This is a genomic window from Parapedobacter deserti (assembly GCF_042646065.1).
Taxonomy (GTDB): Bacteria; Bacteroidota; Bacteroidia; order Sphingobacteriales; family Sphingobacteriaceae; genus Parapedobacter; species Parapedobacter deserti.
In genome coordinates this window covers 929707-944064 of the sequence record NZ_JBHRTA010000038.1, presented here as the reverse complement: position 1 = coordinate 944064, position 14358 = coordinate 929707, and the positions used below count along the sequence as shown (strand labels likewise).

14 protein-coding genes and 1 tRNA gene are annotated in these 14358 nt (G+C 45.8%); 7 read left to right on the top strand and 8 right to left on the bottom strand.

Annotated features, from left to right (window positions below; all coding sequences use genetic code 11):
* Positions 1–22: 22 nt before the first annotated feature.
* Complete coding sequence (gene rho, locus ACFOET_RS16565; protein ID WP_379024685.1) at positions 23–1516, bottom strand: transcription termination factor Rho; 1494 nt, start codon at positions 1514–1516, stop codon at positions 23–25.
* 405 nt (positions 1517–1921) lie between these two features.
* Between rho and ACFOET_RS16560 the strand changes: the two genes are divergently transcribed.
* Together ACFOET_RS16560 and ACFOET_RS16555 are read left to right on the top strand one after the other, a co-directional pair.
* A complete protein-coding gene (locus tag ACFOET_RS16560) occupies positions 1922–3544 on the top strand; it encodes an MFS transporter (protein ID WP_379024683.1) in 1623 nt (540 codons plus the stop codon).
* 131 nt (positions 3545–3675) lie between these two features.
* Positions 3676–4533, top strand: coding sequence for an N-acetylglucosamine kinase (locus ACFOET_RS16555; protein ID WP_379024681.1), 858 nt, complete (start codon positions 3676–3678; stop codon positions 4531–4533).
* Positions 4534–4589: 56 nt separating this feature from the next.
* On the opposite strand, the gene ACFOET_RS16550 is transcribed toward ACFOET_RS16555, so the two are convergent.
* The 5 genes from ACFOET_RS16550 to ACFOET_RS16530 all read right to left on the bottom strand — a co-directional run bounded on the left by ACFOET_RS16550 (position 4590) and on the right by ACFOET_RS16530 (position 7987).
* Entirely contained in the window at positions 4590–5273 is a 684-nt protein-coding gene (locus tag ACFOET_RS16550) for a metal-dependent hydrolase (protein WP_379024679.1), read from the bottom strand.
* A gap of 41 nt (positions 5274–5314) precedes the next feature.
* Entirely contained in the window at positions 5315–5656 is a 342-nt protein-coding gene (locus ACFOET_RS16545; protein WP_379025132.1) for a YbaB/EbfC family nucleoid-associated protein, read from the bottom strand.
* 136 nt (positions 5657–5792) lie between these two features.
* Entirely contained in the window at positions 5793–6308 is a 516-nt protein-coding gene (locus ACFOET_RS16540; RefSeq protein WP_379024677.1) for a DUF4199 domain-containing protein, read from the bottom strand.
* Positions 6309–6310: 2 nt separating this feature from the next.
* The gene (locus tag ACFOET_RS16535) at positions 6311–7261 is read right to left on the bottom strand and encodes a hypothetical protein (protein ID WP_379024675.1); all 951 of its coding nucleotides are present in this window, start codon (positions 7259–7261) and stop codon (positions 6311–6313) included.
* 78 nt (positions 7262–7339) lie between these two features.
* The gene (locus tag ACFOET_RS16530) at positions 7340–7987 is read right to left on the bottom strand and encodes an O-methyltransferase (RefSeq protein ID WP_379024673.1); all 648 of its coding nucleotides are present in this window, start codon (positions 7985–7987) and stop codon (positions 7340–7342) included.
* 186 nt (positions 7988–8173) lie between these two features.
* Between ACFOET_RS16530 and ACFOET_RS16525 the strand changes: the two genes are divergently transcribed.
* Positions 8174–9379, top strand: coding sequence for an exo-beta-N-acetylmuramidase NamZ family protein (locus ACFOET_RS16525; RefSeq protein ID WP_379024671.1), 1206 nt, complete (start codon positions 8174–8176; stop codon positions 9377–9379).
* A 145-nt stretch (positions 9380–9524) separates the two neighbouring features.
* Here ACFOET_RS16525 and ACFOET_RS16520 read toward each other — a convergent pair.
* Positions 9525–9598 (bottom strand) — tRNA-Pro (locus tag ACFOET_RS16520).
* Positions 9599–9772: 174 nt separating this feature from the next.
* Between ACFOET_RS16520 and ACFOET_RS16515 the strand changes: the two genes are divergently transcribed.
* From ACFOET_RS16515 to ACFOET_RS16500, 4 genes are all read left to right on the top strand, one after another.
* On the top strand, positions 9773–10396 hold the full coding sequence (locus ACFOET_RS16515; protein ID WP_379024669.1) for a hypothetical protein: 624 nt from the start codon (positions 9773–9775) through the stop codon (positions 10394–10396).
* Positions 10393–10692: a winged helix-turn-helix domain-containing protein gene (locus ACFOET_RS16510; RefSeq protein WP_379024667.1), complete on the top strand. Its 300-nt coding sequence runs from the start codon at positions 10393–10395 to the stop codon at positions 10690–10692. Before ACFOET_RS16515 ends, ACFOET_RS16510 begins: the two co-directional genes overlap by 4 nt.
* Positions 10693–10787: 95 nt before the next feature.
* Positions 10788–12032, top strand: a complete 1245-nt coding sequence (locus tag ACFOET_RS16505; RefSeq protein ID WP_379024665.1) for a hypothetical protein — start codon at positions 10788–10790, stop codon at positions 12030–12032.
* Positions 12033–12212: 180 nt separating this feature from the next.
* Positions 12213–12725, top strand: coding sequence for a phosphoribosyltransferase family protein (locus ACFOET_RS16500; RefSeq protein WP_379024663.1), 513 nt, complete (start codon positions 12213–12215; stop codon positions 12723–12725).
* Between the two features lie 6 nt (positions 12726–12731).
* Here ACFOET_RS16500 and ACFOET_RS16495 read toward each other — a convergent pair whose 3' ends face one another.
* A complete protein-coding gene (locus ACFOET_RS16495; RefSeq protein WP_379024661.1) occupies positions 12732–14165 on the bottom strand; it encodes a LysM peptidoglycan-binding domain-containing protein in 1434 nt (477 codons plus the stop codon).
* Positions 14166–14358 lie beyond the last annotated feature (193 nt).

The following is a 14358-nucleotide window of genomic DNA, read 5'->3' as shown; positions in this document are numbered from 1 at the left end:
CCCTACATGATACTGTGATTCACTATTTATTCATACTGATCAGAAACTCCTCGTTGGATTTCGTTCCGCGCATTTGTGCCAAAAGGAATTCCATCGCCTCGGTCGAATTCATATCCGCAAGGTGGTTGCGCAACACCCATATCCGCTGAAGGGTTTCACGGTCGTTAAGCAGATCGTCACGGCGCGTACTGGAAGCGATAAGGTCAATGGCGGGGAATATCCGCTTGTTAGACAATTTGCGATCCAATTGCAATTCCATATTGCCCGTTCCTTTGAACTCTTCGAATATCACCTCATCCATCTTGGAGCCGGTATCGATAAGCGCGGTAGCCAAAATGGTAAGCGAACCTCCATGTTCGATATTCCGCGCAGCACCGAAGAAGCGCTTCGGCTTGTGCAGGGCGTTGGCGTCTACACCACCTGAAAGGATCTTGCCTGAGGCCGGCGCAACGGTATTGTAGGCCCGTGCCAGTCGCGTGATTGAATCCAGCAGGATGACCACATCGTGGCCGCACTCAACCATGCGCTTTGCTTTTTCCAACACGATATTAGCAATCTTGACATGCCGCTCCGCGGGCTCATCAAACGTAGACGACACCACCTCGGCCCGCACGCTGCGCGCCATATCAGTCACCTCTTCGGGGCGCTCGTCGATCAGCAAGATAATCAAGTAAACCTCTGGATGGTTTTTAGCGATGGCATTTGCAACATCCTTAAGCAACATGGTTTTACCCGTCTTGGGCTGTGCGACGATAAGACCACGCTGTCCTTTACCTATCGGCGTAAACAGGTCCATTATGCGCGTCGAGTAATTGCCGGTACCTGTAAAGAGCTTTAACCGTTCGGTAGGAAACAGCGGGGTAAGAAAATCAAACGGGACGCGATCACGCACATCCGCCGGGTTTTGCCCGTTGATGGCTTCAACCCTGACCAACGGAAAGTACTTCTCACCTTCTTTCGGCGGGCGGATGCTCCCGCGAACCGTATCTCCCGTTTTGAGCCCAAAAAGCTTGATTTGCGACTGGGAAACATAGATATCGTCCGGAGATGTCAGGTAATTGTAATCCGATGACCGGAGAAAACCATAGCCGTCGGGCATGATCTCCAACACGCCTTCATTAACAATGACATTATCAAAGTCAAGGCTTGCGGTTGGTCCTTCGATCTTACTACCATTAGTAGGTTTAGCAGCCGGGGCCTGTTCCGTCCGGGGCTCACCTGAAACGACATTTTCCCTGATCTCGGTGGGATATTCTTCCTTCGTACTCCGTACGCTGACCGGTTCAGTGCTTTTTACAGTCCGGGTGCGCTTTCTCGGTTTGTCGTCCGCAGTGTCGATGGTATCGGCAGCGGGCTCCGTTTCCTTCGAAGCGGCTTTGCTTTCCTCCTCGCCGGTTTCAACAATCTTGGCTACCAGCTCATGTTTCCGAAGTTTATCTACATCGGGTACGCCTATCAGTTTTGCTATCTCACGCAACTCGGATACGAGCTTCGCATTCAATTCATTAATGTTCATCAACTATAATTAATATATAAAGGATTTGCAGTTATACGCAGAAATTTATCCGCCTCGCTCAGCCGCACATCTTAAACAAAAGTGATTCAGCATTTGGTCTTCAGAAATCAAAGATTTTCGATGAAGTATTAGGATAAATTTTGAGAATACAGCGCAAAGTAAAGGAATACATTTGGAATTTCAAAAAAAATTATTTAAAAATAAAACACCCTGTGGTGTTCAGTGCACTTTCGTGGTAGCACTTTCTTCAATCACTGCATCATTGACGGCAACTAATTAGCTGTTTGTCAATCGGGTAAAACGATTTATTAATTAGGGTAACATAAAAATACCGAGAAAGTTTGAATTATTGGTGTTAAAAGCCCTATGTTAGGCGAAAATTTCGACTAATCCATAAAAAGTTATATGACGGCTACATCAAATAAAAACTATGCATCAGCGCTGTATTCCCTAACGATGGTTTTTTTCTTTTGGGGGTTTCTTGCGGGTGCGAACGGCGTATTTATCCCGTTTTGTAAATCGCACTTCGACCTCACCCAGTTCGAATCACAGTTGATCGATTCTGCATTTTATGGCGCTTACTACATTGGTTCACTATTGCTGTATTTGTATTCCAGCGGCGTTGGATATGACTTTCTAAACAAGATCGGGTATAAAAAGGGCATCATCTATGGACTGTTGATTTCCGTGGTAGGTGCCATATGTATGATTCCGGCAGTAAACAGCTCAGAATATCTGTTTATCCTGGTGGCCTTTTTTGTCATAGCATTGGGCTTTTCCTTACAGCAGACAGCTGCCAACCCTTTCGCCGTGGCTTTAGGTGATCCGGCTACCGGGGCACACCGGTTGAGCCTTGCGGGAGGGGTAAACTCCTTTGGCACGACTATCGGGCCTATCATCATTACGCTGATCCTGTTCGGCACCGTGGTCGCTACGCCAGAGCAGGTTGCCGAAGCGTCTATCGGTGACATCAACATTCTATACGTCATTTTAGCCGGCGTATTCCTGCTCGTAGCAGGGTTTTTCGCTATAAAAGCCATGCCAAGGGTCACTTCTGACGAAGAGCCTGAACGGAGCAGCAAACTTACCAGGGCTTTACTTGCCATTACAATCGCTATGCTGATCGTTATTGTCATTGGTTTTACGCTCCCTGAGAGCTTTGGGCACGAAGGCACATTGGCATTGTTGATTATCGCTTTATTGACCGTGGCCGCGATCCTATTTCTTTCTAATGGCGCCGCACAGAAAAATGGAAACGGCTGGGGGGCCATGAAATATCCACAGCTTACATTGGGCATGTTGGCTATTTTTGTTTACGTAGGTGTGGAAGTAACCATCCAAAGCAACCTAGGTGCGCTGCTGCAAACCCCGGAGTTTGGCAGTTATGACGAGTCCCAGATCTCACATTTCATTTCGCTATATTGGGGCAGTTTAATGATCGGCCGTTGGATGGGCGCCGTTACAGTTTTCAAGATGAGCAAGCGCATGCAGGCCTTACTAAGCATACTTGTGCCTTACCTTGCATTTGCCGTAATACTGATCGTAAACCGCCTCAGCGGTCGCGACGTATCGGACCTCTATATTTACGCGGTTTGCATTGCGGTGATGATCGCTGCCAATTTCTGGGCACAGGCAAAACCTGCTAAACTGCTGATGGCTCTGGGAATTCTCGGGGTGGTTGCCATGCTGATTGGGCTGCACACCGACGGTAAAGTCGGCATATTCGCATTCATCAGTGGCGGTCTTGTTTGTTCCATTATGTGGCCCAGCATTTTCGCCCTTAGCATCACTGGGCTCGGAAAATACACCAGCCAGGGATCAGCGCTCCTGATCATGATGATCTTGGGTGGTGCTATTATTCCACCGCTGCAGGGAAGCTTAGCGGACGTACTGCACGATATCCACCTATCTTATTGGGTTCCTGTAGCGTGTTTCACATACCTGGCATTTTTTGCTTGGAAAGTTTCGGGGATTCTCAAAAAGCAGGGATACGATATCGAGAACATCACCACAGAAAGTGGGCATTGATCGTAAATGCACAACTTTTTTGAAATATACGCCTAATAATGTTATTTTTTTCAGGGAAAACTGTATTTTCGGCGCAGTAAATCAGGTGGATTTTCATTTAACTAAAAATACCAAAAACTAAGACCCAACAAATGATTATTATTGCAGACGGAGGATCGACCAAAACCAATTGGTGCTTGCTGGATAATGCTGGAAAGAAAGTGTATTTCAACACGGAAGGTTACAATCCATATTTCGTAGACAGCGAATACATTGTAAATTCGCTCAAAAAGGGTTTGCCCAAGGATTTACCGTACGATCAAATATCGGAAGTAAATTATTACGGAGCTGGAGTCCATAACGAGGAAAAAGCCGGCATCGTTGTGGAAGCCCTAAAGCAGGTATTCGTTAATTCAACGGTTTTCGTAGGTCATGACCTCTTGGCTGCAGCAAGGGCGTTGCTCGGCGATCAGGCGGGGTTTGCCGCCATCCTGGGCACGGGAACAAATACTTGTATCTATGACGGAAAGGATATCGCCCAAAACATCGACTCCGCGGCTTACATATTGGGCGACGAAGGCAGCGGTTGCTATATCGGCAAAAAGCTCCTTACTGACTACATCCGGGGCTTCATGCCCGAAGATGTCCGCGCGGTTTTCTGGGAAACCTATAAGCTAACCCCTGACGATGTGATGGACGCGGTATACACGAAACCGCTGGCCAACCGTTTCTGCGCAAGCTTTAGCAAGTTCGTATATGATGTAATGGTAAACATCAATTATTCCCGAGGCCTTGTACAAACTTCGTTTGATGATTTTTTCCGGAATCTTGTATCGCGATACCCTGATTATCAACGTTATTCTTTCAACTGTATCGGCTCGGTCGGATACAACTTCCGCAATGTGTTGGAGGAGACAGCCAACCAGTACAGCATGAAAGTTGGCAGGATTTTACGTTCCCCGATCGACGATCTGGTCCAATACCATATTACTAAATCCGCAGCGCTTTAAACCCGCTCGTTATTAATACTACCGAATGTTGGAGAAACGCGTTTCTCCAACATTTTTTATAAGGACATTTCTTCACCGATGTCTAAAAGGTGAAGGTTGAATCCAGCGTCTTCAAACTTACGGCGAGCCAAGTCAGTGTCTATGGAAATGGGCGGGAATGTGTTGTAATGGATACCAATGATGTTTTTGCAGTTGATAAACTGGCTGGCCAAAATGGCATCCTCTACGTCCATCGTATAAAAGCCACCGATGGGCAAGAACGCCCAGTCGAGACCAACGGATTCCAATAACTTCATCTCCATAGTCAGTGCTGTATCACCGGCAAAATAGATCTTTTTTCCTCCGCTTTGTAATACGTAACCAGCGGGTACACCGGCATACTGCCCGTCCGGTGCGCAATTGGTATGCAGGGCATACACCATCTTGATGCTTCCGAAGTTGGTCTGCACCGTACCACCGAAATTGAACGGAATGATGTCCGACTCAGGAACGTCTTGCCGGTTTACCCACATGGCCGTTTCCACTACAGCCATTACCTTCGCTTTACTGCGTTTCTGTATTGCTGCAACATCCGCTACGTGATCGTCATGTGCGTGGCTCAACACAATATAGTCCGGTTTCAGGTTATTGATATCGATTTTCTCCGCTTTAGGGTTGGGCGTAATGTAAGGGTCAAACAGAACGGTCGCTCCTTCTAATTCGAGTGCCACGCTGGCATGCCCGTAATAAATTGCTTTCATAATTATATATATGTATGATGGTAAACAAAGTACGCCTTACGTTACGGCTGCCCGAATAAACCACCCAAGCCTCCCAGCATATCCTTTGCGGCGCCCTGCATTTCGGTTTGGCTTATATTATCTGCTTGTTTCAGCGCCTTGTTTACAGCCACAACAAGCAACTCTTCCAGTTCTTCCTTTCCTGCGTCTGACAAGAATTCCTGATCAATGCTGACCGCGGTCACCTCCTTATTCGCCGTCGCTATTACTTTAATCAGTCCTCCCTCTACTTCCCCTATCACTGTAATATTGTCGAGTCGCTTTTTTATTTCCTCCGCACGTTGGCGGGCCTCCATCAATTTGTCAAACATCTTTCTCTTTTTTTTGCGTCTAAAATAAACAATCCCATGTAAACCGGAACTCTTTCTACTGTGAACTGCGTTCGGCAGCTTTTGTTTTTTCTTTTCAAAAATGGGGCTTGCGCGCTACGGGAATGAGCTATGAATAGTTACTGTGTTCATATAAATGTGCAAAGTAACTTCAAGGAACTGGCTTTATCCTCGACTGTGTCGGCGCATCGCTCACTGCAGGCTTCCGGCGCGCCAGAATGATGGCCACCACTAGCGAAATAACCGCTCCAACCACTGCTGTGGAAAGTGTCGAAACAAACAAGTGGCTGGATAACGAATATCTCTTCATCGCCAGTTGCGGATCCATGCCTTTTGCCTCAATCGCATACCGCATCATGTAATCCAAAAAGGCAGGATTTATAAACACACAGAATAGATACCACATCAGGGGGCATAGGATAGAAACGACACTTGTAATGCCAAGCCCTCTTAAAAAAGCGCTTCGGAAACTCATGCGGTTCTCCGGCGGGCGTCCGCCGCTCCGAATACCCAAATACATAATACCTACTGACGGGACAGCGAAAAAATAGGAAAAGTATTCGTGATAGCGGATATACTTATCATGAAGCCCAACCAGCCATTCAGCCACCGCCCACAGCAAGATCGCCAATGCAAAAAAAACGCTGTAACGAATTGCGCTACCCATGATTATGTTTTATTCGTTTTGCCGCGCACGCGTAAATAAACCACGCTATTATGTGGCATACCCAATGTGGTTGCGGGTGTGATTTCCAGCATGTTCTGCAGATAAACCGACACGATGCCTGACAGCACTCTCCGGCGGGATTCTTCAAACTCCGGCATAACAAAGAATTTGCCCAAACGCAACTGGCCATCAGGCCCCACAAGCACTGAAAACGTATGGTAAAAATCTTTGTACGCCCCTTGGATGACGATGTCATACTCAGGGTAAAGATACGCATAAGCTGATGATTGGTTGATCACCTCCAAGCTGTCGTAGCTGCGACGCTTGATCGCTAAAGCTGGGCTTTTGGTTACCAATTTCGGATAATTTTTTGATGAAAAAGAGCTGTCCACGTTGTCGGAGTTCCGATTGGCACGCTGCACCATTTCCTGCACAAACAGCGTGTCTTGCCTTCGCGGCTTGCGCAGTTCGCCCAATGGGATACTCAGCCGGTCGAGGAAATTCCCGGAGTAAAATTTCATATACACATTTGAACGTATTTTATTCACTTTTAAGCCATCGAGGCTGAGTCGCTGCAGCGTTATACTGTCTGGGTGAAGCTCGATCACCTTCCAGCTTTCTCTTGCAAAGTGGAAAAATGAGTCGTGATCATGGGTAATCTGGAAATTAAAGGAGGAATCACTACCGGGCACATAAATTTGGATAGCATCCTCCCGGGTAAACTTCACGTGCCATTCCGGTTCCTGTACGAAACCGATAGAATCATATGCCAAGCCATTATCAAACGATCGTCTTACCTCGTAGAAATCGATTCCCACAATCGGGTCAAACGACGGACGTTTGGGATCGCTGGCTTGCTCTCCAGCTGGCCCGGCACACCCTAATAAGCAGCTGCAAAGGAAAAAAATAAATGATCGTCCCGGTGTTGCTGTTACACTATTCGTTACTTGCATGGGTTGCTAACCTAATATAATTGTGTGGAATATGCAACAAATTTTGCGCAAGAAAGGTACGGGGGTATCACGCTGGTGTTATTTTTTCAGGCTTATGGCTATACCCGAACTGCTCGACTTATCGACCGTGGTGACGTATCCTGGATGTTTGTCCACAAACGCCATGTACTCACGGATTCCGCGGATAGATTGCAGCACATTATGGGCTGTAAAAATGCCTCCTGCCACAAGTTTCGGGTCGATATCCTTGAAATACTGCACATACCAGTCTTTATCGGCGTCTGCGAAAACAAAATCAAAAGGCCCACGAAGCTCCTTGACAAGGCGATGAGCGTCTCCCAATCTGAAATCGACGTAGTCCGCTAAGCCGACTTCCTCCAAGTTGGCAATGGCCACCTTTTGCCGGTTTTCATCAATTTCAATGGTAACCAATTTGCCCCCTGTTTTGCTGAGTGCCCATGCCATCCATATGGTGGAATGACCTGTAGATGTGCCAATTTCCAAGGCGGACGTGGAGTTGTTGCGGATAATGAGATCATGCAGCACCTGACCATCTTCGTAGGGCACGTTCAGGTCTTCCCACTCATGGCGGTTCGCCTCCAGAAATGCTTTCACCCGTTCATCCAATCTGCGCTGGTCGTTAGTGCTTTGAGCTGCGCAACCTGTCGCTATGCAAATCATTAACATATGCAACAAAACCAACTTGGTCTGACATGAAAATTTCATAGCGATTACTGGTGTTCTTTATAGTATCAAACATCGTATATAACGGGTTGTTTGATTTTATTGTGGAATTAACCAGAAGCAACGAAACATCGCTGCAAAGCCATGCTATCTTACCATCTTTCTGTTTCTACTAGGAAGAATACGGAATAAACTACATACCTTAGTCTAACACAATATAAATTCGTTATGAAGAAAACACCCTACATCGCGCTCAGTCTGGTCCTCTTGGCAAACCTTTTATATGCTCAATTGAAATATGCAAATGATGTTATTAAGACTGGCGCTGAACAAACAGAACGTTATATCGACAAACTTAAGGGCAAGCGCGTTGCCTTAGTCGCTAACCAAACGAGCGTAATCGGAAGCACGCATTTGCTGGATAGCCTGTTAAAACGGGGAGTAACGGTAGCTAAAGTTTTTGGACCAGAGCATGGTTTTCGGGGCAATGCGAGTAATGGAACGGAAGTTTCGGATGAAGTAGATTCGAGCACAGGCGTCAAAGTTATTTCACTTTATGGAAAAAAGAATAAACCAAGTAAAGAGGATTTGGCCGATGTGGACATACTCGTCTTTGACATTCAGGACGTCGGCTGTAGGTTCTATACGAACATCAATACATTAAGGGATGTCATGGAATCCTGTTCACGGTATGGAAAGGAATTAATGATTCTGGACCGCCCAAATCCCAATGCGTATTTGATCGATGGCCCTATATTGGATATGAACTTAAAATCCGGAATCGGGCAATTTCCCATTCCGATAAGCCATGGGTTGACAGTAGCCGAATTTGCGCAGATGGTCAATGGCGAAGGCTGGTTAGCAGATAACTTGAAATGCAAGCTTAGCATCGTAAAAAACGCCAATTATCGCCATGACATGTTGTACAAGCTGCCTGTAAACCCCTCCCCTAATTTGAATACGGAAGCCGGCGTCCTGCTTTATCCATCCACTTGCCTCTTTGAGGGTGTCGCATTAAATCATGGACGCGGTACGGATTACCCCTTTACGGTTATCGGCGGACCTATGCTTAAGGGAATGTACGATTTCTCCTACATTCCTATTTCCATGCCAGGCAGGGCCGAAGATCCGCTCTATCAGGATCAAACATGTTATGGCTTAGACCTGCGTAATTCTGACTTGGAAAAACTGGTTGAGTCCCAAAAAATCAACCTGGCCTGGATGATAGAGTTATATTCTAAATTTCCGAATAAAGCGCAATTCTTTGATCGGAGCGTTCATCGGCAAATCGGCAATATCGATCATCTTGCCGGAGTTTCGGAGTTTAGAAAACAGATCGAAGCAGGCAAATCCGAAGCAGAAATCCGTGAGACTTGGGAATCGGACCTGGTTGCCTATAGAAAGATGAGAAAAAAATATTTGCTTTATAAATAGGTTCGTGGGCACAACCCTGATCATTACCGAAAGTGTATTTCTGCGGTCGACAGTACAAAAACACGTTTATGAAGAATTAACTTCTGCAGTTTGCCATCACATAAAAAAGGACAAAATAAGCGTAAAGCTGTTTTGTCCTCTCAAGTCGGGATGACAGGATTCGAACCTGCGGCCTCTTCGTCCCGAACGAAGCGCGCTACCGGGCTGCGCTACATCCCGTAAACTATCGCGCAAATTTAGTGGTTTCCGTCAAAAAAGGAAATATCAACCGGTAATGTTTTCACACCTGCTGCCATCCGTGAAATCCCATTAATTGTGATTTGGCGATTTTGGCTGCTTCTGCTTTGCAAATTTGAAATTTGTATTTAACTTTGAAAAAAAAAGTACTTTTAGATGAAACACGAAAAGGACTACTTTCAGGAGATTGCGGCAATTCGTTCCATGATGGAGCGTACATCGAAATTTTTGTCACTTTCAGGATGGGCAGGTATAATGGCAGGCATTTATGCCCTAATCGGAGCTTATTTGGCTTACGGTCTCTTTCATGTTAACGCTGATGGGTTGATAGTTACTCCAGTGTTGGAGGACCAGTCGAACGCCCTCCTGAAACTCGCAGCATTAGCATTGGCTACATTATTTTTGGCTTTAGTAACAGCTATTCTGCTTTCTTACAAAAAAGCGAATAAACGTGGCGAAAAGCTATGGAACGCTACCGCTAAACGACTGTTGATTGATCTGGCTGTGCCGCTAGTCACCGGCGGGCTGCTTATTCTGCTTTTGATTTCAAAAGGGTTTATCGGCTTAGCCGCTCCTTTCACGCTGATATTTTACGGTCTTGCGTTGTATAACGCCGGAAAATTCACTTACGGCGCTGTTAGGGCGCTTGGTCTGTTGGAAGTGGGACTAGGCCTCATCAGCGTATATTTCACCGACTACGGCCTGCTGTTTTGGGCATTCGGATTCGGGTTACTTCATATTGTTTATGGCATTTACATTCATTATCGATACGAGCGGTGAAGATATCCATAGACAATTTGCATAAAGCGTTTGAAAGCAGGATTAGGCTTGGCATCATGTCAGCCTTGTCAGTCAATGACACGCTTGACTTTAACTCGCTGAAGGAATTTCTTGACGTGACCGATGGTAACCTCGCAAGTCATATCAAAGCGCTGGAAAAAGAAGCGTTCATCGGTGTGAAAAAGTCATTCGTGAATCGAAAACCAAATACCAAATATTTCATCACTGAAACAGGAAAGAAAGCGTTCGATAACCACTTGAAGGCGTTAGAGCAGTTGATCAAATCACAGAAATAGTCACAAATAGCATTTTTTTTTTATTCGACAACTTTGAAATGCAAAGTTCTTTCAAAACAAATTATAAGACGAATACTTTATTAATGAAACATTGCATGAAAACGGAAATTCTTTCAAACCTCGGCAACGCTAGGCAGCTTGAGAAGCTATACCGGGCGGACAAGCACGCGTTCAAGCGCGTATTTAATACACTGTATCCCGAAATCGAAGACAATCCCCTCATTGAGTATTGGAATGAACGGCTGAACTTCCCAGATGATGGAATTTTCTGGGGTACCCGAGGTGATCTTGTTTTTGTGCTCGCCGCTTCATGTCTTACAGGCATCTTCGTTAAGCTGCCGGCATTATTGTCATTAGACGAGGAATTCTTCTATTCAAGGAACATCGGCTTCATCGTATTCCCGTTGTTGACGGCTTATTTCGCTTGGAAAAACAAAATATCGCCACGCAAATCTATGGCTATCGCGGTCGTCCTGCTCGTTTGCCTGGTTTTTATCAATTGTTTCCCCGGCAATAATGAAAGTGACACATTGCTATTGTCCTCCATTCACCTTCCTATATTGCTTTGGCTGATATTGGCATTCGCTTTCATCGGCGGAACAGACAGCAGCGGCGTGAAACGGTCCGGCTTCTTGGCCTACAACGGTGATTTATTGGTGATGACAGGCCTTATTATAATTGTGGGTGGTTTCCTGTCGGGCATAACCATCGGCCTCTTTTCACTGATCGGCCTCAACATCGAAAAGTTTTACGTTGAGAATATCGGGTTGGTCGGGCTTGCAGCCACCCCAATTGTCGCCACTTTCCTTATCCAAACTAATCCGCAATTGGTAAGTAAGGTCTCTCCTGTCATTGCCAGGATATTCAGTCCACTTGTGTTGGCGACGCTGGTAACCTACCTTGCAGCAATAATTTACTCCGGAAAAGACCCCTATAATGACCGGGAATTTCTGTTAATTTTCAATGGATTGTTAATTGGTGTTATGGCTATCATTTTCTTCTCGGTTGCCGAAATGTCCAAGTCGGAAAAAAGCCGTGTCGGAATGTGGATTCTCGCACTACTAGCAATTGTAACCATCGCTGTAAACGGGGTAGCGCTTTCCGCCATCCTCTTCCGGATTTCGGAATGGGGGCTCACACCTAATAGGACTGCAGTTTTAGGTGCCAATGTATTGATTTTAGCAAACCTGCTGTCAGTAACCGTGCAGCTCTTCAAGGTGTTGTCAAACCGTGCTGATATAAGTAGGGTCGGGAAAGCTATCGCTTTCTATCTACCCGTTTATGGTATATGGGCGGTCATAGTCACCTTTATCTTTCCGCTGCTTTTTGGGTTCAACTGATGACGGTAAGCCCCGACTTGTAACGTCGCAACGAAACAGTCTTGTGCTATTCGAGGCTGTTTCTTGCTAACTCCACATGTGTTTTTTCCGTTTCATCCTGCTTTTTTAGCCTTTACTGCCTGACATTTGAAGTACTCACGAATATTTGCTATTTTTACCAGGCTATTTCACTATGACGATATGTCCGAAAAAAAAGTTTTGATCCTCAACCAAGAGCAGATACAAAAAAAAACCATCCGAATTGCGTACCAACTACTTGAAGACAATTTCAGCGAAAAGTCTTTGGTATTAGTGGGAATAGCAGAACGTGGTTACATATTTGCACAGCGGTTGAAAGCAATACTTGAGCGGATTTCTGGGCTTGACATCCAACTCATCAAGGTTACCTTGGATAAAACGAGTCGAACATTAGATGCACACACCGACAATCCCATTGAGCAGGTGAAGAACAAAGTTGTTATCCTCGTAGACGACGTATTGAATAGTGGTCGGACGCTTGCTTATGGCATGGGAATTTTCTTTAATGTACCATTAAAGAAGATGCGCACGGTGGTGTTGATAGACCGTTCACACCACAAGTTCCCAATTTTCAGCGATTTCTCGGGATTAAAATTGTCGACGATCCTTAAGGAACACGTAACGGTCAATCTCCATGAGTGCGACGGCGGCGAAGATGCCGCTTGGCTTCAATAATGTGGATTAATTAACACCGATCTTCAATGTCATGCCTGGCTTGATGTTATTACCTTTCAAACCATTGATATGCTTGATGGTCGATACGCTCGCACCACGGTGACGCTGAGCGATGGCTGACAGCGTGTCTCCCTTTTTCACCCGATAGGTGATATATGATCCGGCAGACGGCGAAGTCCTCTTTTCGGATGATGGTGACACAGCTGATTGAATATTGAGACTTTGACCAGGGACAATAACGTTCGTTTTGATATTATTCCATGCGCGCAAATCCTGTACTGTCACTCCGTACAGCTTAGCAATACCACCTAATGTTTCTCCCTTGCGCACGCGGTGGATCGCTGAATGTCCCTTAGGCCCTGCATTGTTTGATGCATTAAGAATCATAGCACCCCCTTGTGGGTCATTCAATGCCGCATACAACGCTGAATAAGCTGCGGGCGACACCTCGGGAAGAACAAGCCTTTTCGGAGATTCGGGGCTGCCGTTCACCACCTTTCTTTTATATGCCGGATTGAGCGATTCAAGAATGTCTTCATCAATATTCAATGCATCGGCTACGCCGCTGAAACGCACAAATTTCTGAACCCATACTGTTTCTGTTTTCGACAGTATTTCATCTGTTTCAATCGGCGTTATATTATGTTCATTATGATAACCCAGCATATAGGTCATCGCAATAAATGCCGGCACGTAATTTCGCGTTTCTCTCGGCAGATATGGGCTAATCGCCCAGAAGTCAGGATCCTTCAGCCCGGAACGTTGAATGGCCCTCAGCACATTTCCTTTGCCACAGTTATAAGAAGCAATGGCCAACAACCAATCTCCAAATTCATCGTAGGCATCCGATAGATAAGCGGCTGCAGCGTAACTTGCGGCTACCGGATCCTTACGCTCGTCGATATAGCTATCCATTGCCAAATTATAAAGCCGCGCTGTGGCAAACATAAATTGCCACAAGCCGGTGGCTCCGACGCGGGACACGGCATGGGGGTTTAACGCTGATTCAACGATAGACAGGTATTTGATCTCGTCAGGTACACCGGTCTCAGCAAAAACCTGTTCATAGATCGGGAAATAATATTGACCGAGCCCCAACATACGTGAAAGGTAGCGCTTATAACGGTCTGTGCTATACATATCGATATAAGATTGTACCTGAGCATTGTAGGTCAGTGGAATGGTTTTCTGCAAATACGCTAAGCGCCCTTCCATAGTGGAAGGGGCAAATTCAAAAATCGACGGCGCATCAATCCCGTTTTCGAAATGAGCCAAATGCATACTGTCCGCGATTAAGTCTAGCCGCGCACTAAGGCTATCATTAATACTATTTTCCACTAAGATGTCTCGAAGCGAATCAAGTGAGGGGGTTTTGGAGAATGCCGGTTGCATGCATAATATACTACCCACGGCCACCGCCGAAATTCCATATAATTTCATGTACTCGTTAGTAGGTGATTTTTATCATAAAGCCCAAGGCAACGTTACGGCCTATCCGTTCAACAATTAAATACCGTTGGTTTCTTATGTCCTAAGTGAAAAACGTAAACATTTGGCTTTTATTGTTTTGGTTAGACAATAGGATGCGAACGATGTGAAGGCTCACGTTAAAATAGAAAGACTTTATGCCACG

Bases quoted from the DNA above. Each gene is read 5' to 3' on its own strand.
- ACFOET_RS16505 (WP_379024665.1), top strand. From the start codon at position 10,788: ATGAAAACGGAAATTCTTTCAAACCTCGGCAACGCTAGGCAGCTTGAG.
- ACFOET_RS16525 (WP_379024671.1), top strand. From the start codon at position 8,174: ATGAAGAAAACACCCTACATCGCGCTCAGTCTGGTCCTCTTGGCAAAC.
- ACFOET_RS16535 (WP_379024675.1), bottom strand. From the start codon at position 7,261: ATGCAAGTAACGAATAGTGTAACAGCAACACCGGGACGATCATTTATT.
- rho (WP_379024685.1), bottom strand. From the start codon at position 1,516: ATGAACATTAATGAATTGAATGCGAAGCTCGTATCCGAGTTGCGTGAG.
- ACFOET_RS16500 (WP_379024663.1), top strand. From the start codon at position 12,213: ATGTCCGAAAAAAAAGTTTTGATCCTCAACCAAGAGCAGATACAAAAA.
- ACFOET_RS16560 (WP_379024683.1), top strand. From the start codon at position 1,922: ATGACGGCTACATCAAATAAAAACTATGCATCAGCGCTGTATTCCCTA.
- ACFOET_RS16515 (WP_379024669.1), top strand. From the start codon at position 9,773: ATGAAACACGAAAAGGACTACTTTCAGGAGATTGCGGCAATTCGTTCC.
- ACFOET_RS16530 (WP_379024673.1), bottom strand. From the start codon at position 7,987: ATGAAATTTTCATGTCAGACCAAGTTGGTTTTGTTGCATATGTTAATG.
- ACFOET_RS16555 (WP_379024681.1), top strand. From the start codon at position 3,676: ATGATTATTATTGCAGACGGAGGATCGACCAAAACCAATTGGTGCTTG.
- ACFOET_RS16540 (WP_379024677.1), bottom strand. From the start codon at position 6,308: ATGGGTAGCGCAATTCGTTACAGCGTTTTTTTTGCATTGGCGATCTTG.
- ACFOET_RS16550 (WP_379024679.1), bottom strand. From the start codon at position 5,273: ATGAAAGCAATTTATTACGGGCATGCCAGCGTGGCACTCGAATTAGAA.
- ACFOET_RS16495 (WP_379024661.1), bottom strand. From the start codon at position 14,165: ATGAAATTATATGGAATTTCGGCGGTGGCCGTGGGTAGTATATTATGC.